Here is a 21,797-nt window from a genome sequence, read left to right as displayed (position 1 = left end):
GCTAGCTCCTGAGGTAGGCCAGGACCGCCAGGACCCTGCGGTGGGTGTCGTGCGCCGGGGGCAGGTCCAGCTTGGTGAGGATGCTGCCGATGTGCTTGCCGACGGCCGCCTCCGAGACGACCAGCTGCCGGGCGATCGAGCCGTTGGACCTGCCCTCCGCCACCAGCGCCAGCACCTCCCGTTCGCGTGGGGTGAGCCGGGTGAGCGGATCACGGCGGCGGCGCAGCAACTGCCGTACCACCTCCGGGTCGACGACCGTGCCGCCCGCGGCCACCTCGCGCAGGGCGTCCACGAACTCCTCCACCTGGCCGACGCGGTCCTTCAGGAGGTAGCCGACGCCGGTGCCGTCGCCGGAGTCGAGGAGTTCGGCGGCGTAGGCGCGCTGGACGTACTGGCTGAGGACGAGGACCGGCAGGCCGGGGCGTTCGGCGCGCAGCCGGACCGCGGCGTGCAGGCCCTCGTCCTGGAAGGCGGGCGGCATCCGGACGTCGGTGACGACGATGTCGGGGGTGTGCTCGGCGGCGGCCGCGAGCAGGGCCCCCGCGTCGCCCACCGCCGCGACGACCTCGTGCCCGAAGCGGGTCAGCAGCGCGGTGAGGCCGTCGCGCAGCAGGACGCTGTCCTCGGCGAGGACTACGCGCAGGCCGTGTCCGTCAACTGGCTCGGCTCCTGGCTCGGCTCGCGGCCCGGCTTCTGGCCCGGCTTCTGGCTCGGCTCGCAAGGGATCTCCACACGCAGCAGGGTCGGTCCGCCCGGCGGGCTGGTCAGCGACAGTGTTCCATCCAGCACCGACACCCGGTCCGCGAGTCCGGTCAGACCGGTTCCCCGGGTGGTGTCGGCGCCGCCCCGGCCGTCGTCCCACGTCTCCAGCACCAGCCGCCCGCCACGGTGCTCCCCGCGCACCCGGGCCCGGCTCGCACCGCTGTGCCGGGCCACGTTGGCCAGCGCCTCGCTGACCACGAAGTACGCGGCGGCCTCCACCGACTGCGGCAGCCGGTGCGGGAGGCGCACGTCGACGTCCACGGGGACGGGCGAGCGGTCGGCGGCGTCGGCGACGGCGGCCTGAAGACCGTAGTCCGCGAGGACCTTGGGGTGGATGCCGTGGATCAGCTCGCGCAGCTCGGTCAGGGCCGCGCCGGCCTGCTCGTGCGCCTTGGCGAGCTGCTCGGCCAGGGCGCCGCCGGGCGGGGCGTCGAGGCGGGCCAGGCCGAGGGTCATGGTGAGGGCGACGAGACGCTGCTGGGCGCCGTCGTGCAGGTCGCGTTCGATCCGGCGGCGTTCGGCCTCGAAGGCGTCGACGAGCCGGGCGCGGGAGCGGGTCAGTTCGACGACGCGGGCGTCGAGACCGGCCTCGCGCGGGGCGACCAGCAGCCGGGTCAGGGCGGCCCGCGCACCGGCCGCGGCCCCGAGGGCGTAGGCGCCGACGGCCAGCAGCAGCACACCGAGCGCGGCGGCGGCCAGCGCGGTCGGCCCGTCGGTGACCGTCCACAGCTTCAGCACCTTCGTCTCCCGGCCCGCCCCGACCGTCGCCAGCAGCAGCGGCGTCGCGACGACGGACAGCGGCGCGCCGAGCGCGACGGTGAGCAGCAACGCCTCGGCGGGCCAGAGCAGGCCCGCGACCAGCAGGGTGTGCCCGAGCTCCCGCCAGGTGGCGCGTTCGCGCAGGCGGGTGGTGAGCCAGCCGCGCAGGCCGGGCTCGGGCGGATCGGCGTGCGGGTCGGGTGCCTCGGCCGCGTCGACCAGCCGCAGCCGACGCCGCTCCAGCGCGGCCACGGGCAGCCCCGCCAGGGCGAGGACCGCGAGCAGCGGCAGTCCGACGAGCACGATCGCGAGGACGCCGCCCACCGCCGCCGTCACCACCAGCACGACCAGGACGACGGCACCCGTGGCCGCGCCCGTCAGCAGATAGGCGGCGGACCGCCAGGGCCACGGGGACAGCAGGTATCCGGGGCGGGCGAGGGCCTGCCACACGGTGTGGGGTCGGGGACGCATGCGGATCACGGTAGGAGGAGGGCCTCGGCCGGGCCATCCGTTCAGGGCGAGACCCGGGGGTATGCCTGGCCCTACCCCAAGTGTCGTTCCCGCCCCAACGACCTGAGGGGCCGTCCGGCGGTTTCGTGGAGGCACCGACAAACGAACGAGCGGGAGCACAGGTGGAGATGACCGACCACGCCGTCCGACTGACCGCCGTACGGCGGAGATACGGGACGAAGGGCGCGCTGGTGACCGCGCTCGACGACGTCTCCCTCGCCTTCCCGCGAGGCTCCCTCACCGCCGTGATGGGGCCGTCCGGGTCGGGCAAGTCGACGCTGTTGCAGTGCGCCGCCGGGCTGGACCGCCCCGACGCGGGGTCGGTGCGGCTCGGCGTGACGGAACTGACCGGGCTGAGCGAGCGGCGGCTGACACTGCTGCGCCGCGAGCGGATCGGGTTCGTGTTCCAGGCGTTCAACCTCCTGCCGGCGCTGACCGCCGAGCAGAACGTCGCCCTGCCGCTGCGGCTGGCCGGCCGCCGCCCGGCGAGGGCGCGGGTGCGGGAGGTGCTGCGGCAGGTGGGGCTGGCCGAGCGGGGCGGGCACCGGCCCGGTGAGCTGTCCGGCGGGCAGCAGCAACGCGTCGCGCTGGCCCGCGCGTTGATCACCCGCCCGGAGGTGCTGTTCGGGGACGAGCCGACCGGCGCGCTGGACTCGACGACCGCCCGGGAGGTGCTGACGCTGCTGCGCGCCATGGTCGACGACGAGGGCCAGACGGTGGTGATGGTCACCCACGACCCGGTGGCCGCCTCGTACGCGGACCGGGTGGTGTTCCTGGTCGACGGCCGCGTGCACGGCGAACTCGCCGGTGCGGACGCGCAGACGGTCGCGGCGCGGATGGCCGGCCTGGAGAGCGGGTCGCTGAAGGGCGGCGCGCCGACGACGGGGGGTGTGCGGTGCTGAGTGTCGCGCTGCGGACGCTGCGGGCCCGGTGGGCGGCGTTCGTCGGGAGTTTCGTCGCCCTCGCGCTGGGGGTGGGGCTGCTCGCCGTGATGGGGCAGGCGCTCGCCGCTTCCCAGCGCGCTCCGGAGCGCGCTCCGGAGCGGTTCGCGGTGGCGCCGGTCGTGGTGCAGGGACAGAGCGCCCTGCGGGTCGACACGCCGACCGGAGTACGGACGGCGGACCTGGCCCGGCCGCGTGCGGTGCCGGCGGCGACGGTGGCCGCGCTGCGGGCGCTGGGCCCGGTCACCGAGGACCGCACGTTCCCGATGAAGGTGACGGGCGCCCCGGGCGGGCTGGTCGGGCACCCCTGGTCGACGGCGCGTTTCGCCCCGTACGAGCTGACCGCGGGCCGCGCGCCCCGGGCGGACGGGGAGGTGGTCACCACGGGCGACTGGGCGGCCGTCGGCGAACGGCTGAGCACCGGGGAGCGGGTGGTCGGGACCGTGCGCGACCTGGGCTTCGAGCACGCGGTCTTCCACACCGACGCGGAGGCGGCCCGACGGGCGGCCGAGACCCTCCAGCTGGTCGTGGAGGCGGACCCGACCGCCGTGCGGGCGGTCGTGGCGGGCACCCGCATCGATTCCGGGACGGGGTCCGTCGCGGGGGCCGGGGCGGGTTCCGGCGCGCGGGTCCTCACCGGGGACGATCGTCGGCTGGCCGACGCGGACCCCGGGCGGGACGCCGAGGCCCTCACCGCGGTGAACGCCCTGTTCGGCACGGCCGGTGGTGTGACGGCGTTCGTGTCGGTGTTCGTCGTGGCGTCCACGTTCGCCTTCGCGGTGGAGCGCCGGCGCCGCGAGTTCGGCCTGCTGCGCACGGCGGGCGCGACACCGGGGCAGGTGCGGCGGACGGTCCTCGGGGAGGCGCTGCTGGTGGGCGTGCTCGCCTCGGCGGCGGGCTGCGCGCTCGGGGCGTACGCGGCGCCGTGGCTGGGCGAGGTGGTGGTGGACGGCGGTCTGGCGCCGGCCTGGTACGAGATCGGCGCAGGCCCGGAGTCGTGGCCGTACCACGTGGCCTTCTGGACGGGTCTGTCGGTGGCGCTGAGCGGCGCGGCCGTCGCGTCCTGGCGGGCCGGGCGGACCGCGCCGACGCGGGCGCTGCGCGAGGCGTCGGTGGACGGGCGCGCGCTGCCGTGGGGCCGTCGGGTGTGCGGGGCGCTGCTGCTGGCGGCGGCCGCCGCGACCCTGACGTACGCGCTGGTGGCCGATCCGGCGGACCTGCTGCACCGCAAGACGTACATCAGCCGCCCGATGCTGCTGATCACGGCGGTGGCGCTGCTGGCGCCGGCCCTGGTACGGCCGCTGCTGCCCCGGCTGCCGGGGACGACGGGCCTGCTGGTGCGGGCGCACACCCTGGCCGGGCTGCGGCGCACCGCCGCCGTCGCCGCCCCGGTCCTGGTCACCGTCGCCCTGGCGGGTTCCCTGCTGGGCGCCACGGCCACGCTGAACGCGGCACAGGCGGCGGAGCTGCGGGAGCGGACGACGGCGGACTTCGTGGTGACGCCGGCGGGCGGGACCGCGTGGGGGCCTCAGCTGGTGGAACGGCTGCGGCGGGTACCGGGCGCTGCCGTCGTCTCGGCCTCCGCCGCGACCGCCGTGTACACGCTGGAGGACGGTGTGGCGCTGGTGCGCTCCGAGGCCCGGGCGGTGGACCCGGACACCCTCGCCGGGACGCTCCGGCTGCCGGTGACGTCCGGGCGGGTCGCGGACCTCGACGACGACTCGATCGTCGTGAACGAGGAGTGGGACCGGCGGCGGGTCGGGCAGCGGATCCGGGTCTGGCTCGGCGACGGCACCGAACGGACCCTGCGTGTCGCGGCCGTGCTGGCCACCGGCACCGGCGACAACGGCGCGTACGTCACCGCCGCCAACGCGGGCGGGGCACGCCCCGACCGGGTGGACGTACGGGTGCGTGCGGGCGCCGACCGGGAGGCGGTCGGGGCGGGGCTGCGGCGGGCCGCCGCCGGGGACGGGCGGGTGATGACAAAGGCGGAGTGGGTGGCGGCCGCCCACCCGGAGACCAACCGCGCGACCCGCCTGGGCGTCTTCCTCGTCCTCGGCATCGCCCTCGTCTACACCGGCATCTCCCTCGCCAACACCCTCCTCATGTCCGCCGCGGAACGCCGCCGCGCGCTGACGGCCCTCCGCCTGACAGGCGCGACCGGCGGCCAGGTCCTGCGCCTCGCCGTGGCGGAGGCGCTGACGGCGGTGGGCGTGGGGGCGGTACTGGGGTCGGCGGTGACCGTCGTCAACCTGGCCGGGATGGCGGGCGCGTTGGGGCTGCTCGGGGCGCCGGTGGTGATGGCGGTGCCGTGGCCGGAACTCGGGTGGAGCGCGGGGGCGTGCGCGGTGATCGCGGTGGTCTCCGTGCTGCTGCCGACGGCGACCATGCTGCGCCGCCCCGCCGCGAGACTCACTTGAGCAACGCCCGGTGCGCGAACCGGCGGCCGGGCGGCAGGCGTTCACCGGGCAAACGACAGAGCCTCCGTCGGCTTTCGCCGACGGAGGCTCTATGCTGCGTGGACCTGAGGGGATTTGAACCCCTGGCCCCCTCGATGCGAACGAGGTGCGCTACCGGACTGCGCCACAGGCCCTTGCAACGAGTGAAACTCTAGCACCCCCATCGGCCTGCTTGGAAATCCGTTCCCGGGGCCCGACCAGGCGCCTCACGGACGCGTGGACCGTGGGGGCCGGTCACTCGTTGGCGGCGCGTGGCCGGTCGCCGTCCTCGTACTGGTCGAACAGAGGGGTGCGGCCCCGTTCCCGGGAGCGGCGGGCCGACGCGGCGCGGCGCGCGTCGCTGCGTTCGTCGGCCGCCTCGGCGCGGGCGGCCGCCGCCTCTTCCCGTGACGGTCCGCCGGGGGCGTCCGCGGCGGGCCGGTCGTCGTCCGTCTCCTCCGGCGTGACCGAGCTGGAGCGGGCCGAGCTCCAGGTGTCCGGCGCGCCCAGGTCCACGTCGGCCGTGGCGCGCGGCGCGACCGGCGCGGTCACATACGTGGGCAGCGGCACCGGCACCGGGTCCCAGCTCTCCCCGTGGCCCGGCCGCCGCTGCCGCTCGCGCTGCTGGTCGACCCACTCCGCGTGATCGGTCTGCTCGACGAGCGCCCTGCGGTCGGCGGCGAGCGCCAGCAGGCCCGGGTCGGTCTCCGGCTCGACGTCCTCGTGCGGCTCCTCTGCGTCGGCGGCGGGGCCGTTCTCGATCGGCGCGGCCCCGGACGCGGACGCCCGTCGGCGGGGCTGCCGCTCCCGCAGTCGCTGCGCGGCGGCCTCGGCGCGTCTGCGGTCCATCTGGTACGCGAAGCGACGGCGCTCCTGCGAGCGCAGATGGGCGATGTACGCGCTGAGCAGCACGGCGGGCACACCGGGCGCCCACAGGAACGCGAGCCCTCCGACGGCCGCGACGATCGCGCCCAGCGTGAAGGCGAGGAAGAGCACCACGGTGGTACGCCGACGGCGCGCGAGCACCTTCGAGCGCCGGGCGCGCGCGGCGGCCGCCTGCGCGGCGGCGGGCGTGGGCGCGGAGCCGGAGGCCGGGGCGGGCGCGGAGGCCTGGGCCGGTACGGAGGCCTTGGCCGGGGCGGAGGCCTTGGCCGGGACGGGTGCGGAGGCCGGGGCCTGCGCGGACGCGGGGGCCGGTGGGGAGGCGGGCGCCGGCGCGGAGGCGGGGGGCGTGCGCCGGGCGTCCGGCACGCGCTCTTGATCCCGCTCCTGCTCCGGAAGGGTCGCCCTGGCCTGCGGACCGGCCGCCTTGGCCTGCGGAACCGCCGCCTGGGGTTGCGGAACCGTCGCCTTGGACTGCGGGGACGTCGGAGGCATGGCGAAGGCCCGGACGTCCACCGAGTCGGTGACGGCGTCCGGAGCGTCGGCGTCGGGCTCCCCCGCCTCGGCGGAGCGCGCCCGCAGGTCCTTGGCGTACCGGCGCTCCATCCCCGCCCGTCCGGACAGCAACCGGATGGCGGTGCTGAAGCGTTCCGTCGGACGGGCCTCGTTCAGCTCGTCCTGCCTACGGAGCCACATAGGCACCAAGTAGGCGGCCCAGGCCCCGACAATGACTGCGTAGATGAGGCCGCTGCTGCTCACGCCTCACACGGTAGAGGGGTTTGCGTGAGGCCATCCGCCAATTGGGCCGGTGTGTCGCACGATCTGGCTGATATTTCGAGCTTTTTTTGCGACTGATGCGATCAGCAGCCCTCCGGAGCCGCGAATTCACGGCCTGAGACGGTCACCGTCCGATCATTTTCGAACAGATATTCAATTTCCCGGGCCGGTGGCATTCCCTCGCGTGTTCTGCGGGTCCCGGGGCACGCCCCGAGCCCGGCTGCGCCGCCAGCGGCTCAGCAGCCCGTCCGGGACTTCCTCCGCTGTGAGCGCGAAGACGAGGTGGTCCCGCCAGGCCCCGTCGATGTGGAGATAACGCGGCCGCAGCCCCTCCTCGCGGAATCCGAGTTTCTCCACCACCCGCCGGCTCGGTTGGTTCTCGGGCCGAATGCAGACCTCGATGCGGTGCAGTCCGACCGTGCGGAAACAGTGGTCGACGACGAGCGCCACCGCCGTCGGCATCACCCCGCGCCCGGCGACCGCCTCGTCCACCCAGTAGCCGACGTGCCCCGAGCACATCGACCCCCAGGTGATCCCGGCCACCGTCAACTGGCCCACCAGCCGCCCCTGGTACTCGATGACGAACGGCAGCATCCGCCCCGCGTTCGCCTCGGACCGCAGATGACGGACCATCTGGCGGTAGGTCGGCCGGTGCGCGATCGGCCCGCTCGGCGCGGGCGGCGGGATGGTCGCCTCCCAGGGGCGCAGCCAGTCCCGGTTGCGCCGGTTCACCTCGCGCCACGCCCGTTGGTCGCGCAGCTTTATCGGCCGCAGGACGACATCGCCCTCCGCGAGTTCCACCGGCCAGGACGGGCTGTTCAGCTCGCACCCCCGGGGCCGGCGTCGGGTCTGGGGTGGTCGCCGCCGCGGAGCTGCTCCACGGCGTGCGTCAGCAGCGGCTCGAGGACGGCCAGTCCGTCCTTCACACCGCCGGTGGAGCCGGGCAGGTTCACGATCAGCGTGCGGCCCGCGACCCCGGCCAGGCCCCGGGAGAGCACCGCCGTCGGCACCTTCTCGCGGCCGTACGCCCGGATGGCCTCCGCGATACCCGGCACCTCGTACGCGATCACCGCGCGGGTGGCCTCGGGGGTGCGGTCGGTGGGCGAGATGCCGGTGCCGCCGGTGGTGACGATCACGTCGTACCCGGCGTCCACGCCGGCCAGCAGCGCGGCCCGCACCGGATCGCCGTCGGGGACGACCTGCGGCCCGTCGACGGCGAACCCGAAGCCCTGGAGGCCCTGCGCGATCAACGGACCGCCCTTGTCCTCGTAGACGCCCGCGGCGGCCCGGTTGGAGGCGGTCACGACCAGTGCGCGGTGGGGCGCGGCGCTCATGCCCGGCTCCAGTCGCCCGACTTGCCGCCGGTCTTCTCCTCGACCCGCACGTCCGTGATGACCGCTCCCTTGTCGACCGCCTTCACCATGTCGACCACGGTGAGCGCGGCGACGGAGACCGCGGTGAGCGCCTCCATCTCGACGCCCGTGCGGTCCGTCGTCTTCACCGTGGCGCTGATCTCCACGGCGTCGTCCGCGACCGACAGGTCCAGTTTCACACCGGAGACCGCCAGGGGGTGACAGAGCGGGATCAGGTCGGGGGTGCGTTTGGCGCCCATGATGCCCGCGATGCGCGCGGTGGCGAGCGCATCGCCCTTGGGGACGCCTTCGCCGCGCAGCAGCTCGACCACACGGGGCGAGACGAGGACGCGTCCGCTGGCCCGCGCGGTGCGCGCGGTCACGTCCTTGCCGGATACGTCGACCATGCGGGCGGCGCCCGCGTCGTCGATGTGCGTCAGTCGGTCTGGCGTGCTCATGCTGTGTCGGGCTCCCGGTCCGGGCCCGTCGCGGTGCGGCGCACGGGCCTGTTGTGCGCGACACGGTACCCCCAACCTCGGGTCCTCAGCCGAGCAGGACCACGTCGACTTCCGTGCCCGGCTCGACGCGCTCCACGTCCTCCGGTACGACGATCAGCGCGTCGGCGTGCGCGAGGGCCGCGACCAGGTGCGAGCCGGCCCCGCCGACCGGGCGGACCGTGCCCTCGGTGTGGGTCGCGCGCAGGAACTGTCTGCGCCCCTTCGGCGAGGTCAGCGCCCCGTCCGCGACGAGCTTCGCGCGCGTGGTGGGCCGGTGGACGTCCGTCAGCCCCATCAGCGTGCGGATCGCGGGCCGCACGAACAGCTCGAAGGAGACGTACGACGACACCGGATTGCCGGGCAGGGCCAGCAGGGGGATGTGGTCGGGGCCGATGGCGCCGAAGCCCTGGGGCTTGCCGGGCTGCATTGCGAGCCTGCGGAACTCGACGCCGCTGCCGGCCTCGTCCTCGTCCCCGACGTGCGACAGGGCCTCCTTGACCACGTCGTACGCGCCGACGCTCACGCCGCCCGTGGTGACCAGCAGATCGGCGCGGACGAGCTGGTCCTCGATGGTGGAGCGGAGGGTCTCGGCGTCGTCGGCGACCGCGCCGACCCGGTAGGCGATGGCGCCGGCGTCCCGCGCGGCCGCGGTGAGGGCGAAGCTGTTGGAGTCGTAGATCTGGCCGCTGCCCAGCTCCTCGCCGGGCTGGACGAGTTCGCTGCCGGTGGACAGGACGACCACGCGCGGGCGGGGGCGCACCCGGACCGTGCCGCGGCCGATCGCGGCGAGCAGGGCGATCTGCGGCGGGCCGATCACCGTACCCGCCGTGAGGGCGCGGTCGCCCGCCTTCACGTCGCTGCCCTTCGCGCGTACGTGCGCGCGTGCCTCGGCGGGCCGGTGCACGCGCACGTGTCCCGAGGCCTGCTCGGGGGCGAGGCTGCGGGCCCGCATCCCGTCGACCGGGCCCTGGCCGAGGCCCCCGTCGGTCCACTCCACCGGGACGACGGTCTCGGCACCGGCCGGCAGCGGGGCGCCGGTCATGATCCGCGCGGCCTGTCCCGGCCCCACGTGCAGCAGGCCGGACGCCTGCCCGGCGGCGACGTCCCCGACGACCTCCAGCACGGCCGGGAACTCCTCGCTCGCGCCCGCGACATCCGCGACCCGCACCGCGTACCCGTCCATGGAGCTGTTGTCGAACGGCGGCAGCGAGACGGGCACCGTGACGTCCTCGACCAGGACACAGCCCTGGGCGTCCGGCAGTTGCAGCTCGATGGGTTCCAGCGGGCGGACGGTGGCGAGGATGTCCTCCAGGTGCTCGTCCACCGACCAGAGGTGCTCCTGGCCGGCGGGGCGGGGCGCGGGGGTGCTCAAGGTGGCTACAACTCCTCGGTGACGTAACTGCGAAGCCAGGAACGGAAGTCCGGACCCAGATCTTCACGTTCGCACGCGAGTCTGACAATGGCCCGCAGATAGTCGCCGCGGTCGCCGGTGTCATAGCGGCGGCCCTTGAAGACCACGCCGTGCACCGGGCCGCCGACCTTCTCGTCCTGGGCGAGCTGCTGGAGGGCGTCGGTGAGCTGGATCTCGCCGCCGCGGCCGGGCTCGGTCGTGCGCAGCACGCCGAAGACGGCCGGGTCGAGGACATAGCGTCCGATGATCGCGTAGCTGGACGGGGCGTCCGCCACGTCGGGCTTCTCCACCAGGCCGGTCACCTTGACCACGTCGCCGTCGGTGGTGGCCTCGACGGCCGCGCAGCCGTAGAGGTGGATCTGCTCGGGGGCGACCTCCATGAGCGCGACGACGCTGCCGCCGTACAGCTCCTGCACCTCGATCATCCGCTGGAGCAGCGGGTCGCGCGGGTCGATCAGGTCGTCGCCCAGCATGACGGCGAACGGCTCCTGCCCGACGTGCGGGGCCGCGCACAGGACCGCGTGCCCGAGGCCCCTGGGATCGCCCTGTCGCACGTAGTGCATGGTCGCGAGGTCGCTGGACTGCTGGACCTTGGCGAGCCGCTCGGCGTCGCCCTTCTTCTCCAGCGCCGACTCCAGCTCGTAGTTGCGGTCGAAGTGGTCCTCGAGGGGGCGCTTGTTACGGCCCGTGATCATGAGGACGTCATCGAGGCCGGCGGCCACGGCCTCCTCGACCACGTACTGGATCGCCGGCTTGTCCACGACCGGCAGCATCTCCTTGGGAGTGGCCTTGGTGGCCGGCAGGAACCGGGTGCCGAGGCCGGCCGCGGGGATGACAGCCTTGGTGATCCTGGGGTGCGACTGAGTCATGGCGGCAACCTTATCCGGTGGCTTTGTGAGGAATCTGTAGCTCCGGTTAATTAGTGACCTTATGAGCGTATTGAAACGGCGCAGGAGCGACGCATGAGTCATCTCGAAGGCGGACCGGAGTCTGACAAACGTATGTTGCGGCGTGAGCTCCTGGCTGTGAGAAACACATTGACGACGGATGAGCTGCGGGAGGCCGCCCGGGCGCTCGCCGAGCACGCTCTGGAGCTGCCTGAGCTGGCCCGGGCCCGGACGGTCGCGGCGTATGTCTCCGTGGGGAGCGAGCCCGGGACGCTCGCGCTGCTGGACGCGCTGGGCGCCCGGGGCGTGCGCGTCCTGCTCCCCGCGCTGATGCCCGACAACGACCTCGACTGGGGTGCGTACGCCGGTGAGGGTTCCCTCGCCCGGGTCCAGCATGCCGGGAAGATGGCTCTCTTCGAGCCGGCCGGCGAGCGCCTGGGGCCGGACGCCGTCACCGAGGCCGACGCGGTGCTGCTGCCGGGCCTCGCGGTCGACGCGCGCGGGATGCGCCTGGGACGTGGCGGGGGCTCCTACGACCGGGTGCTGGCCCGCGTCGACCGCGCCGGCGCCCGGCCCGCGCTGGTGGTGCTCCTGTACGACACCGAGGTCGTCGAGCGGGTCCCGGCGGAGCCGCACGACCGGCCGGTGGACGCGGTGGTGACGCCGTCGGGGGTGCGCCGCTTCACCTGAACGGCGCCCGATGCGGAAGGTGCCCTCCACGCGCGCGTGGAGGGCACCTTCCGGTCGTTCGTCCGGCGCTCAGGGCTTGAGCACCAGCGTGTCGCTCGTGGCGGCGTCGACCGCCTTCGCCGAGAACGCCCAGTCGAGCAGCTCGCCCTTGGCCCACTTGCTCGTCTGGTCCGTGTAGTGGGAGCTGTAGGCGTGCCCGGAGGCACCGGTGAGGTTGATCCACTTCGACTTGTCGAGGTCGTCGAGGTTGACCACCATCCGCATCGACGGCACCCACACGACGCCGTAGCCGCCGGCGGCGTTCCAGCCGGTCGCGTTGACCGCCGCCTCACCGCCGCTGAGCTTCCACGGGCCGCGGTTGAGCATGTACTGGAGGAAGCCGGGGCCGCTGGTGCCCAGGGTCTGGTTCTTCAGGAACAGGCGGTGCAGCCGGCCCCAGCTCCAGGTGTCGATGTCCTTGCCGAGCTTGGCGGTCAGCTCCCAGCGGGCGTCGATCATGGCGCGGGCGAACAGCTTGTCGCGGTCGTGGTCCGCGCCGGGACGCGTGCCCGACTCGGGCGTCGTCCACCATTCGCTCTTCGGCTTCTGCATGAGGTTGCGCACCACCTCGAACCAGCGGTCGCCGCCGTCCGGCTGCGCCTGGTCGGCGTCGCGCTGGCCGCACTCGCGGACCTTGCCGGTCTCGTCGACCGGGGCGGTGGCGTTCACCGGGTCGACGTAGACGCACTGGCCCTTGACCCGCACCTCCTTGGGCAGCTTGTGGCCGAAGGCGAGCTTCAGGATGTTGCGCCAGACCGCGTTGAAGTAGGCGGCCGCGGCCGAGTCGGCGTCCTGGGTGTAGTCCCAGCCCTGCAACAGCTCCTGCGCCTCGCGGACGTCCGGGTCGCTCAGGTTGATGTCCAGCAGCGTCGGCACGAGCAGCCGCGCGATCTGGCTGTCGCTGTCCAGCTGCATCTGGCGCATGTCGTCGGTGGAGATCTTGCCGCCGCCCTTGATCTTCAGCTTGATCAGGTCGGTGATGCGCTGGCTGCGGGTGCCGTAGCCCCAGTCCGTGGTGAGGGTGTAGGGGTACTTCTTCGGGTCGATCACGGCCTGGTTGGCGGTGACGATGTAGCCGCGTTCCGGGTCGTACTCGTAGGGCAGCTCGTCGAAATCGACGTAACCGGTCCAGCGGTACTTCGAGTCCCAGCCCGGCGCCGGGACGGAGCCGTCGTGGCCCTTCGCGCGCGTGGGGATCTTTCCGGGCAGCTGGTAGCCGATGTGGTTGTCGGTGTCCGCGTAGATCAGGTTCTGCGAAGGCACGTCGAAGAGCTCGGCCGCGCCGCGGAAGTCCTTCCAGTCCGCCGCCTTGTTCATGGCGAAGACGGCGTCCATGGTCCGGCCCGGCTCCAGCGCGGTCCACTTCAGGGCGACCGCGTAGCCGTCGCCGCGGTCGGGGGCGGGCTCCTCGACGGTGGCCTTCTTGCCGACCTTCACCAGTTCGTCGTCACGGTCGGACAGCAGGGGCATCCCGTCCTCGGTCTGCCGGACGACGATCTTCTTGGGCGCGCCGCCGGCGACCTGGATGGTCTCCTCGCGCGTGGTGAAGGGCTTCACCTTGTTGTCGTACTGGTAGCCGTCGCCGGAGAGCTTCTCCAGGTAGAGGTCGGTGACGTCGACGCCGGAGTTGGTCATGCCCCAGGAGATCTTCTGGTTGTGGCCGATTATCACGCCCGGCATGCCGGCGAAGGTGTAGCCGGAGACGTCGTACTGGCACTTGCTGGAGACCGTGCGGCAGTGCAGGCCCATCTGGTACCAGACGGAGGGCAGCGAGGCCGACAGGTGCGGGTCGTTCGCCAGCAGCGGCTTGTTGGTGATCGTGTACTTCCCGCCGACGACCCAGGAGTTCGAACCGATGCCGTTGCCGTTCACGCCGACGGCCGCGGGCAGGTCGTCCAGGACGTCGTAGAGGCCCGAGAGCTGGCTCTGGAGGGCGGAGTTCTCGGTGCCCGTGCCGACGGTGGAACCGTCCGTGGAGCCGCCCGTGGAACCGTCGGTCGAGCCGTCCGAGGAGGAGTCGCCGGAGGAACCGTCCGGGGAACCGTCGGAGGAACTGTCCGAGTCGCTCGATCCGTCGCCCTGTTCGAACGTCTTCGTCAGCTCGTCGTACTGGCCCTCCTGGACGATCGCCTGGTTGCGGCTGTACGGGTACTGCGGGTACAGCTCGGCGATCTGCTGCGGGCCGAGGCGGCTGGTCAGCAGGGCGCGGTCGATCTCGTCCTGCATGTTGCCGCGCAGGTCCCAGGCCATCGCCTTCAGCCAGGAGACGGAGTCGACCGGGGTCCACTCGGCGGGCTTGTAGTCGTTGCTGAACCCGAGCGCCGCGTACTCCAGGGAGATCTCCTCGCCGGACTTGCCCTTGAGGTAGGCGTTGACTCCCTTGGCGTAGGCCTGGAGGTACTTCTTCGTGTCGGCCGACAGCTCCTTGTCGTACTCCTGCTTGGCGACGCGGTCCCAGCCCAGCGTGCGCAGGAACTCGTCGTTGTCGACCTGGCTCTTGCCGAACATCTCCGACAGACGCCCGGAGGTCATGTGCCGGCGCACGTCCATCTCGTAGAACCGGTCCTGCGCCTGGACGAAGCCCTGCGCCATGAACAGGTCCTCGTCGGAGGAGGCGTAGATCTGCGGGATGCCGTAGCCGTCCCGCTTCACGTCGACGGGTCCGGACAGGCCGTCGAGCGTGATCGAACCCTGGGTCTGCGGGAAGGAGGCGCGCACGGTGCTGATGGTCCAGTAGGCGCCGTAGGCGATGCCGCCGATGATGGCCAGCACCAGTACAAGCACGATAAGACGGGCTTTGCGCCCCTTCTTCCTGCCGGACTTGCCGGGCTTGTCACCCGTTGTGGCGGTGGTGTTGGGGGGCATCGCTGTCCTTGCTGTCCTAACGCGAGCGGCAGGTCGGGCTGTGACTATGAATGAGCGCTGGAGCAACCATAGGCGCAGGGCCCGACACCACTTGACGCGGAGTCGGGAACCGGCGCGGAAGGATGTTCGATCTTGCCCCGTCGAACGTCAAGAAATCGTCAAGAGTTAGGTAAGGTAACGAAGTAGTTGGGGCCGGAGCGTGCCGCTCTCGTGTCCCATGTACGTGTGCCCCCGCGCGCGATGCGCGCGCCAGGGAAGGGAACCGCCGCTGACTGTCCACGACCTCAACCAGCTCCTGCTCGTCTGCTCGCTCGTCCTGCTCGTCGCCGTCGCGGCGGTCCGGGTCTCCTCGCGCAGCGGGCTCCCCAGCCTGCTCGTGTACCTGGGCATCGGCGTCCTCATGGGCCAGGACGGCATCGGCGACATCCACTTCGACAACGCCGAACTGACCCAGGTCATCGGATACGCGGCCCTGGTCGTGATCCTGGCCGAGGGCGGTCTGGGCACGAAGTGGAAGGAGATCAAGCCGGCCCTGCCGGCCGCCTCCACGCTGGCCCTGGCCGGCGTCGCGGTGAGCGTCGGGGTCACGGCGGCGGGCGCCCACTACCTGACGGGGCTGGAGTGGCGGCAGGCGCTGATCATCGGCGCGGTGGTGTCCTCGACCGACGCGGCGGCGGTCTTCTCCGTCCTGCGCAGGATTCCCCTCCCCGCGCGCGTGATGGGCACGCTGGAGGCCGAGTCCGGCTTCAACGACGCCCCGGTCGTCATCCTGGTCGTCGCCTTCTCCATGGCCGGCCCCGTCGAGCACTGGTACATGCTGATCGCCGAGATAGCCCTGGAGCTGGCCATCGGCGCCGCCATCGGCCTCGCGGTGGGCTGGGCGGGCTCCTGGGGCCTGCGGCACGTCGCCCTGCCCGCCTCCGGCCTCTACCCGATCGCCGTCATGGCCATCGCGGTCGTGGCCTACGCGGGGGGCGCCATGGCGCACGGCAGCGGCTTCCTCGGTGTCTACCTCGCCTCCATGGTCATGGGCAACGCCAAGCTGCCGCACTGGCCCGCCACGCGCGGGTTCGCCGACGGGCTCGGCTGGATCGCCCAGATCGGCATGTTCGTCCTGCTCGGTCTGCTGGTCACCCCGCACGAGCTGGGCGACGACGTGTGGCCGGCCCTCGTCATCGGCCTGGTGCTGACCATGGTCGCCCGCCCGCTGAGCGTCGTGCTCTGCCTGACGCCGTTCCGGGTGCCCTGGCAGGAGCAGACGCTGATGTCCTGGGCCGGACTGCGCGGCGCCGTGCCCATCATCCTGGCGACGATCCCGATGGTGGAGGGCGTCGAGGCCAGCCGCCGCATCTTCAACATCGTCTTCGTCCTGGTCGTCGTCTACACCCTGCTCCAGGGGCCGACGCTGCCCTGGCTGGCGCGCAAACTGCGGCTGGGCGAGGAGACCGAGACCACCGACCTCGGCATCGAGTCGGCACCCCTGGAGCGGCTGCGCGGACATCTGCTGTCCATCGCGGTCCCCGACGGCTCGAAGATGCACGGCGTCGAGGTCAACGAGCTGCGCCTGCCCTCCGGGGCCGCCGTCACCCTCGTCGTACGGGACGGAAAATCGTTCGTTCCGCTGCCCACGACCGTGCTGCGGCACGGCGACGAACTCCTCGTCGTCGCCACCGACCCGGTCCGGGACGCGGCCGAGCGGCGGCTGCGCGCCGTTTCCCACGGCGGCAAGCTGGCCGGCTGGCTGGGCACCAACGGCGGCACACGTTAAGGGCAGATTTCCACCTGTTCACACCCCCGTCATTCGGAGGCGCCAGGGCCCGCCGTGCTCATTTTCACAGGTCCGGCGGCCCGCGCCCCCTGTACGATGAAGGCGCACCTAGATCGAACCAACTCTGCCTGACGCAGAGCTGGCGCGACCGTATGGCGGCCGGCCCCCTCCCGCGGGTGGGCATCGGCATCTACCGCAGTACGCGCAAGAGGACAGCTCTCGGCGCGCACGGCCCTGTCACGGGTCCGCGCTACCAGGCGGCAGAAAGGCACGGGCCGTGGCATCCACGGTCACCAACCGGCCGTCGAAGGACTCGCCGGCCTCCTCCCGCCCGGGATACGGGCAACTGCTGCGCACCCGCGGCGCGTGGACGTTCCTGCTGCCGGGCTTCGCGGCGCGCCAGCCGTTCGCGATGCTGACCCTCTCCATCGTGCTGCTCGTGCAGCACACCACCGGCTCCTACGGCGCGGCGGGCGCCGCCGCGGCCGTCACCGGGGTGTCCATGGCGGTGTTCGCGCCCTACAGCGGGCGCCTGGCCGACCGCTACGGGCAGCGCGCGGTGCTGATCCCCGGCGTGCTGGTGCACGCCGTGTCGGGTCTCACCCTGACGGCGCTCGCCCTGGCCCACGCCCCGCTGTGGGCCCTGTTCCTGGCGGCCGTCCCCACGGGCGCCTCCGTCCCGCAGATCGGCCCCATGGTGCGGGCCCGCTGGGCCGTGCAGCTGAAGGGCTCGCCGCTGCTGACCACCGCGGCGGCCTTCGAGTCCGTCACCGACGAGCTCACCTTCGTCGTCGGCCCCCTGCTGGCGACCGCCCTGTGCACCGCCGTGAACCCGGCCGCGGGCCTGGTCGCGGAGGCCTCCCTCACCCTGCTCGGCGGTCTGCTGTTCGCCGCTCGCAAGAGCACCCAGCCCCCGGTCGCCGTCGAGGGGCACGCGCGCGTGGAGCACGCCTCGGCCCTGCGCGTGCCCGGGGTGCGCGTGCTGATCGTGACCTTCCTGGGCATCGGGTCCGTCTTCGGCGGCATGCAGGTGTCGCTGGCGGCGTTCACCGAGTCGATCGGCGAGCCCGGCCTGAACGGCGTCCTGTACGGCACCTTCGCCGCGGGCAACATGCTCTCCGGCCTGGTCTGCGGCGCCATCGCCTGGAAGGCCGCCCCGCGGCACCGGCTCGTCGTCGGGTACGCCGCGCTCGCGCTGACGGCCTCCGGGCTGTGGGCCGCGCACTCCGTGCCGGTGCTGGCCGGCCTCGGCCTCCTGGTCGGCATGTGCATCGCGCCCGCGCTGATCACCGGCTACACGCTGGTCGAGAACCTGGTCCCGGCCGGGGCCCGCACCGAGGCGTTCACCTGGCTGACCGGCGCGGTCGCGCTGGGGCAGGCGGCGGCCGTGACGATCGCCGGACAGCTGGAGGACCGCCTGTGGGGCGGCGCCGGGTTCCTGGTGCCGATGGGCGGCACGCTGCTCGCCCTGGCGACCCTGCTGGCGCTTCGGTCACGGCTGGTGGCGCCGCCCCGGGGACGCACCGTCGCACGTGGCGTCGGTCACCGCCTGCCGGTGGCAGTGGACTGAGCGGCTGGAATACGTCACTATGGATGCTCGTTAGCACTCATTGAGTGAGAGTGCCAGGAGGAGACAGTGCCGACCTACCAGTACCAGTGCACCGAGTGCGGCGAGGGCCTCGAGGCGGTGCAGAAGTTCACCGACGACGCCCTGACCGAGTGCCCCAGCTGCGGTGGCCGCCTCAAGAAGGTGTTCTCCGCGGTCGGCATCGTCTTCAAGGGCTCCGGCTTCTACCGCAACGACAGCCGCGGCTCCTCGTCGAGCAGCGCGCCGGCGTCGTCGTCCTCGAAGTCGTCGACGTCTTCTTCCTCTTCGTCTTCGTCGTCCTCTTCGTCCTCGTCGTCGGACTCGAAGTCGTCGAGCGCGAGCACCTCGTCCAGCTCCGCGGCGTAAGCCTCACTCCCGGGACCCTGCCGTCATGGCGACGGCGGGGTCCTCGGTGTTTTCCCGAGCGGACCACCACGCGTTTTCGAGGCCAGCTACTGTGCTGGTCATGGCGAACGCAGAGATCGGCGTAATCGGCGGCTCGGGCTTCTACTCGTTCCTCGACGACGTGACCGAGATCCAGGTGGAGACCCCGTACGGGCCACCCAGCGACTCCCTCTTCCTCGGCGAGATCGCCGGCCGGCGGGTCGCCTTCCTTCCCCGGCACGGGCGCGGCCACCATCTGCCGCCCCACCGGATCAACTACCGGGCCAACCTGTGGGCGCTGCGCTCCGTGGGCGTGCGCCAGGTCCTCGGGCCGTGCGCGGTGGGCGGCCTGCGCGCGGAGTACGGGCCCGGCACGCTGCTCGTGCCGGACCAGCTGGTGGACCGGACGAAGTCACGCGTGGGCACGTTCTTCGACGGGCTGCCACTGCCCGACGGCACGGTGCCCAACGTGGTGCACGTGTCCCTCGCCGACCCCTACTGCCCCGCCGGACGCTCGGCGGCGCTGAAGGCAGCCCGGGGGCGGGAGTGGGAGCCGGTCGACGGCGGGACGCTGGTCGTCATCGAGGGGCCGCGGTTCTCCACCCGTGCCGAATCGTTGTGGCACCAGGCGCAGGGCTGGTCGGTGGTCGGTATGACGGGCCATCCGGAGGCCGCGCTCGCCCGGGAACTGGAACTCTGCTACACGTCGATAGCCCTGGTCACCGACCTGGACGCGGGAGCCGAGACCGGTGAGGGCGTCTCCCACGAGGAGGTGCTCCAGGTGTTCGCGGCGAACGTGGACCGGATGCGGGGCGTGCTGTTCGACGCGGTGGCGGCGCTGCCGGAGACGGGTGAGCGGGACTGCCTGTGCACGAACGCGTTGGGCGGGATGGACCCGGGGTTCGCGTTGCCGTAGCGGGCGGCGGGGGTTTCGGACGGGCGGCTGCGGGCGGCGGGGCTGCGGAGCGGGCGGCTGCGGGCGGCGGGAGCGGTGGCCGGGGGCTGCGGGCGCCGGCGGGCGGGCGGGCGGCGGGGTGTGGAACGGCTCGTTCGGGTGAGGGAGTTGTCCACAAACCGGTGGTGGTCCACGGGTCGCGGCGGGAGTCGGCGCGAGGGCGCATCGTGGTGTGCGCAGGCCGAATCCTCGTCGCAGGCGGTGTTCTCCCATGTCCGTTCCCCCGTCCTTCCCCCCTTCTTCGTCCGCCCCTTCCTCCTCCCCCTCTTCCTCCTCTTCTTTTGTGTTCCCGTCCGTCGTGCGTCCGCCCGGTGCGGACGCTCCCGCCACCTGTGAGGTGCCGCAGTTCGCCCCGGTGCGGGTGCGGGGCGGGCGGTACCGACTGCGACGGCTCGTGCGCAGCCGCCGGCGGGCCCTGGCGCTCGGTCTGGCGGTCACGGCGGCAGCACTCGTGGCGGCGGGTCCGGGGTCGCCGGGCCGGGAGTCCGGTTCCGGGGCGAGTCCCGGTTCGGGGGACGTCGACCGGGCTCGCGGGCGGCCCGCCGTGGAGACCGTCGCGGCGCCGGTGCGGATCGCCGACGCGGCCACCGTGCGGCTGCTGCGGCCCGGTGACCGGGTCGACGTCATCGCCGCCGAGGAGCGGGCCACGGGCGGACACGCCCATGTGGTCGCCCGCAAGGCGCTGGTGACGAAGGTGCCCGGGCCCCTCCCGGAGGAGGAGGCGGCGGGCGTGGTCGACGGTGGCGCGCTCGTCGTGTTGTCGGTGCCCCGGCCCACGGCGGCGCGGCTGGCGGGCGCGAGCGCGACGGCCCGGCTGGCGGTGACGCTGTGGTGAGGCTGTCACGTCCCTCGTTGGTGCCGGGTGACTGGACACGCCCGCATCGGCCTGACGTAGGTTGCGGAGCTGTTCGTTCCACAAGCTGTGCAGACGAGGAGAGCATCCGAGGTGAGCGAGAACAAGAAGGAACCGAGCATCTGGCAGGGCTTCAAGGCCTTCCTGATGCGCGGCAACGTCGTCGATCTGGCAGTGGCGGTGGTGATCGGCGCGGCCTTCACGAACATCGTCAACTCGGTGGTGAAGGGGATCATCAACCCGCTGGTCGGCGCTGTCGGCACGAAGAACCTGGACAGCTACAGCTCGTGCCTGAAGGGCCCCTGCACGGGGACCGGCGACACGGCGACGGGCGTCCGGATCCTGTGGGGTTCGGTCCTCGGCGCCACCCTCAGCTTCGTGATCACCGCGGCGGTGGTCTACTTCCTGATGGTCCTGCCGATGGCGAAGTACCTGGCGCGGCAGGATGCCCGCAGGAAGGCGCGGGAGGGCGCCCACGAGGTCGTCGAGGTGACCGAGCTGGAGGTCCTCAAGGAGATCCGCGACGCGCTGGTCGCCCAGCGCGGTGCGGGCCACCGCGAGCCGTAGCGGCGTTCAGAGATGGTGGGGCGGCTTCTCGTCGAGGAAGCGCCTGAGGTCGGCCGCGCTGTCGCCGCCGGCTCCGGGCCGCTCGCCCCACCCGCGGTCCGTGTCGTCCGAGGACTGCTGGTCCAGCGGGTCGTCGAAGATCAGCGCTGGCCTGGGCTCACGCGGCTCGGGGGTGGCGGGGGTGTCCATGCCCCCCAGGGTACGGACCGCGCGGCCGTGCCGCGGTCACCCCACGAGGTGGTGTGACCCTCGCCGCACCCGCCGCGCGGTGGGCGAGACTGACCGTCATGACAGTTGACGCTCTGACGGACGTCGCCGGGCTGCGGGTGGGGCACGCCACCCGCACCGGTGACGGCTGGCTCACCGGCACCACGGTCGTCCTCGCGCCGGAGGGCGGCGCCGTCGCCGCCGTGGACGTGCGCGGCGGCGGACCCGGCACCAAGGAGACCGACGCGCTCGATCCGCGCAATGTGGTGCAGCGGGTCGACGCGATCGTGCTGACCGGCGGCAGCGCCTACGGGCTCGACGCGGCGTCCGGGGTGATGGCCTGGCTGGAGGAGCAGGGACGCGGGGTGCCGGTCGGACCCGACCCCGCGCACGTCGTGCCGGTCGTGCCCGCCGCCTGCGTCTTCGACCTGGCGCGCGGCGGCGACTTCCGCGCCCGCCCGGACGCGGCCATCGGCCGGGCCGCGGTCGAGGCCGCCGCGGCGAGCGAGCCCGGCGCGCCCGTGCCGGAAGGCTGCGTGGGCGCCGGTACGGGCGCGGCGGTCGGGGCGCTGAAGGGCGGAGTCGGCACCGCCGCCAAGGTGCTCGACTCGGGGATCACGGTGGCCGCGCTGGTGGTGGCCAACGCGGTCGGCTCGGTGCTGGAC

The 21,797-nt window shown here is 73.1% G+C and carries 20 protein-coding genes and 1 tRNA gene; 10 read left to right on the top strand and 11 right to left on the bottom strand.

Translation table 11 applies throughout. The features are described 5' to 3' along the window. Window position 1: 1 nt before the first annotated feature. Window positions 2-643: a response regulator transcription factor gene (locus ALMP_RS33240; protein WP_264935306.1), complete on the bottom strand. Its 642-nt coding sequence runs from the start codon at window positions 641-643 to the stop codon at window positions 2-4. Next, window positions 634-1,992: a sensor histidine kinase gene (locus ALMP_RS33235; RefSeq protein ID WP_264935202.1), complete on the bottom strand. Its 1,359-nt coding sequence runs from the start codon at window positions 1,990-1,992 to the stop codon at window positions 634-636. Before ALMP_RS33235 ends, ALMP_RS33240 begins: the two co-directional genes overlap by 10 nt. A 167-nt stretch (window positions 1,993-2,159) precedes the next feature. Here ALMP_RS33235 and ALMP_RS33230 point away from each other — a divergent pair, with 167 nt between their 5' ends. Both ALMP_RS33230 and ALMP_RS33225 read left to right on the top strand, forming a co-directional pair. Next, window positions 2,160-2,933, top strand: a complete 774-nt coding sequence (locus ALMP_RS33230) for an ABC transporter ATP-binding protein (RefSeq protein ID WP_264935201.1) — start codon at window positions 2,160-2,162, stop codon at window positions 2,931-2,933. Beyond that, entirely contained in the window at window positions 2,927-5,392 is a 2,466-nt protein-coding gene (locus tag ALMP_RS33225) for an FtsX-like permease family protein (RefSeq protein ID WP_264935199.1), read from the top strand. The genes ALMP_RS33230 and ALMP_RS33225 overlap by 7 nt, the downstream gene beginning before the upstream one ends. Window positions 5,393-5,491: 99 nt before the next feature. Here the strand turns inward: ALMP_RS33225 and ALMP_RS33220 are convergent. The 7 genes from ALMP_RS33220 to galU all read right to left on the bottom strand — a co-directional run bounded on the left by ALMP_RS33220 (window position 5,492) and on the right by galU (window position 11,198). After that, a tRNA-Ala gene (locus ALMP_RS33220) sits at window positions 5,492-5,565 on the bottom strand. A gap of 100 nt (window positions 5,566-5,665) precedes the next feature. Further along, window positions 5,666-7,051 carry a gephyrin-like molybdotransferase receptor GlpR gene (gene glpR, locus ALMP_RS33215; RefSeq protein WP_264935198.1) on the bottom strand — a complete coding sequence of 462 codons (1,386 nt, stop codon included), beginning with the start codon at window positions 7,049-7,051 and terminating at the stop codon, window positions 5,666-5,668. Between the two features lie 171 nt (window positions 7,052-7,222). After that, window positions 7,223-7,870 (bottom strand): GNAT family N-acetyltransferase, encoded by a 648-nt coding sequence (locus tag ALMP_RS33210; protein ID WP_264935197.1) that lies wholly within the window; start codon window positions 7,868-7,870, stop codon window positions 7,223-7,225. Window positions 7,871-7,887: 17 nt separating this feature from the next. Beyond that, window positions 7,888-8,403: a molybdenum cofactor biosynthesis protein B gene (locus ALMP_RS33205; protein WP_264935196.1), complete on the bottom strand. Its 516-nt coding sequence runs from the start codon at window positions 8,401-8,403 to the stop codon at window positions 7,888-7,890. Further along, a complete protein-coding gene (gene moaC, locus ALMP_RS33200) occupies window positions 8,400-8,879 on the bottom strand; it encodes a cyclic pyranopterin monophosphate synthase MoaC (RefSeq protein WP_264935194.1) in 480 nt (159 codons plus the stop codon). The genes ALMP_RS33205 and moaC overlap by 4 nt, the downstream gene beginning before the upstream one ends. A gap of 85 nt (window positions 8,880-8,964) precedes the next feature. Further along, window positions 8,965-10,290, bottom strand: a complete 1,326-nt coding sequence (gene glp, locus ALMP_RS33195; RefSeq protein WP_264935193.1) for a gephyrin-like molybdotransferase Glp — start codon at window positions 10,288-10,290, stop codon at window positions 8,965-8,967. Between the two features lie 5 nt (window positions 10,291-10,295). Then, on the bottom strand, window positions 10,296-11,198 hold the full coding sequence (galU, locus tag ALMP_RS33190; protein ID WP_264935192.1) for a UTP--glucose-1-phosphate uridylyltransferase GalU: 903 nt from the start codon (window positions 11,196-11,198) through the stop codon (window positions 10,296-10,298). A gap of 93 nt (window positions 11,199-11,291) precedes the next feature. Between galU and ALMP_RS33185 the strand changes: the two genes are divergently transcribed. Then, window positions 11,292-11,906 carry a 5-formyltetrahydrofolate cyclo-ligase gene (locus tag ALMP_RS33185; protein WP_264935190.1) on the top strand — a complete coding sequence of 205 codons (615 nt, stop codon included), beginning with the start codon at window positions 11,292-11,294 and terminating at the stop codon, window positions 11,904-11,906. A gap of 69 nt (window positions 11,907-11,975) precedes the next feature. Here ALMP_RS33185 and ALMP_RS33180 read toward each other — a convergent pair whose 3' ends face one another. Further along, a complete protein-coding gene (locus ALMP_RS33180) occupies window positions 11,976-14,810 on the bottom strand; it encodes a penicillin acylase family protein (protein WP_264935188.1) in 2,835 nt (944 codons plus the stop codon). Window positions 14,811-15,027: 217 nt separating this feature from the next. On the opposite strand from ALMP_RS33180, the gene ALMP_RS33175 reads away from it, so the two are divergent. The 6 genes from ALMP_RS33175 to mscL all read left to right on the top strand — a co-directional run bounded on the left by ALMP_RS33175 (window position 15,028) and on the right by mscL (window position 20,925). Next, window positions 15,028-16,578: a potassium/proton antiporter gene (locus tag ALMP_RS33175; RefSeq protein ID WP_264935186.1), complete on the top strand. Its 1,551-nt coding sequence runs from the start codon at window positions 15,028-15,030 to the stop codon at window positions 16,576-16,578. A gap of 277 nt (window positions 16,579-16,855) precedes the next feature. After that, window positions 16,856-18,148 carry an MFS transporter gene (locus ALMP_RS33170; protein WP_264935184.1) on the top strand — a complete coding sequence of 431 codons (1,293 nt, stop codon included), beginning with the start codon at window positions 16,856-16,858 and terminating at the stop codon, window positions 18,146-18,148. 66 nt (window positions 18,149-18,214) lie between these two features. Then, window positions 18,215-18,532 carry an FmdB family zinc ribbon protein gene (locus tag ALMP_RS33165; RefSeq protein WP_264935183.1) on the top strand — a complete coding sequence of 106 codons (318 nt, stop codon included), beginning with the start codon at window positions 18,215-18,217 and terminating at the stop codon, window positions 18,530-18,532. Window positions 18,533-18,632: 100 nt separating this feature from the next. Beyond that, complete coding sequence (locus ALMP_RS33160) at window positions 18,633-19,466, top strand: S-methyl-5'-thioadenosine phosphorylase (RefSeq protein WP_264935182.1); 834 nt, start codon at window positions 18,633-18,635, stop codon at window positions 19,464-19,466. A gap of 250 nt (window positions 19,467-19,716) precedes the next feature. After that, window positions 19,717-20,340 (top strand): hypothetical protein, encoded by a 624-nt coding sequence (locus ALMP_RS33155; RefSeq protein ID WP_264935181.1) that lies wholly within the window; start codon window positions 19,717-19,719, stop codon window positions 20,338-20,340. Between the two features lie 111 nt (window positions 20,341-20,451). Further along, a complete protein-coding gene (gene mscL / locus ALMP_RS33150; protein ID WP_264935180.1) occupies window positions 20,452-20,925 on the top strand; it encodes a large conductance mechanosensitive channel protein MscL in 474 nt (157 codons plus the stop codon). A gap of 6 nt (window positions 20,926-20,931) precedes the next feature. On the opposite strand, the gene ALMP_RS33145 is transcribed toward mscL, so the two are convergent. Next, complete coding sequence (locus ALMP_RS33145; protein WP_264935179.1) at window positions 20,932-21,114, bottom strand: hypothetical protein; 183 nt, start codon at window positions 21,112-21,114, stop codon at window positions 20,932-20,934. A gap of 98 nt (window positions 21,115-21,212) precedes the next feature. On the opposite strand from ALMP_RS33145, the gene ALMP_RS33140 reads away from it, so the two are divergent. Further along, on the top strand, window positions 21,213-21,797 hold a 585-nt coding region (locus ALMP_RS33140), incomplete at its 3' end, for a P1 family peptidase (protein ID WP_264935177.1).

It is taken from the genome of Streptomyces sp. A012304, assembly GCF_026008495.1.
In the GTDB taxonomy this organism is placed as follows: domain Bacteria; phylum Actinomycetota; class Actinomycetes; order Streptomycetales; family Streptomycetaceae; genus Streptomyces.
Note: the sequence above shows the minus strand (reverse complement) of the source record. Positions and strands in the feature narration are given on the sequence as shown.

Coding starts and splice junctions, on each gene's coding strand:
- ALMP_RS33235 (WP_264935202.1), bottom strand. CDS start 1,992: ATGCGTCCCCGACCCCACACCGTGTGGCAGGCCCTCGCCCGCCCCGGA.
- ALMP_RS33230 (WP_264935201.1), top strand. CDS start 2,160: ATGACCGACCACGCCGTCCGACTGACCGCCGTACGGCGGAGATACGGG.
- ALMP_RS33205 (WP_264935196.1), bottom strand. CDS start 8,403: ATGAGCGCCGCGCCCCACCGCGCACTGGTCGTGACCGCCTCCAACCGG.
- moaC (WP_264935194.1), bottom strand. CDS start 8,879: ATGAGCACGCCAGACCGACTGACGCACATCGACGACGCGGGCGCCGCC.
- galU (WP_264935192.1), bottom strand. CDS start 11,198: ATGACTCAGTCGCACCCCAGGATCACCAAGGCTGTCATCCCCGCGGCC.
- ALMP_RS33185 (WP_264935190.1), top strand. CDS start 11,292: ATGAGTCATCTCGAAGGCGGACCGGAGTCTGACAAACGTATGTTGCGG.
- ALMP_RS33180 (WP_264935188.1), bottom strand. CDS start 14,810: ATGCCCCCCAACACCACCGCCACAACGGGTGACAAGCCCGGCAAGTCC.
- ALMP_RS33175 (WP_264935186.1), top strand. CDS start 15,028: ATGTACGTGTGCCCCCGCGCGCGATGCGCGCGCCAGGGAAGGGAACCG.
- ALMP_RS33160 (WP_264935182.1), top strand. CDS start 18,633: ATGGCGAACGCAGAGATCGGCGTAATCGGCGGCTCGGGCTTCTACTCG.
- ALMP_RS33155 (WP_264935181.1), top strand. CDS start 19,717: ATGTCCGTTCCCCCGTCCTTCCCCCCTTCTTCGTCCGCCCCTTCCTCC.
- ALMP_RS33145 (WP_264935179.1), bottom strand. CDS start 21,114: ATGGACACCCCCGCCACCCCCGAGCCGCGTGAGCCCAGGCCAGCGCTG.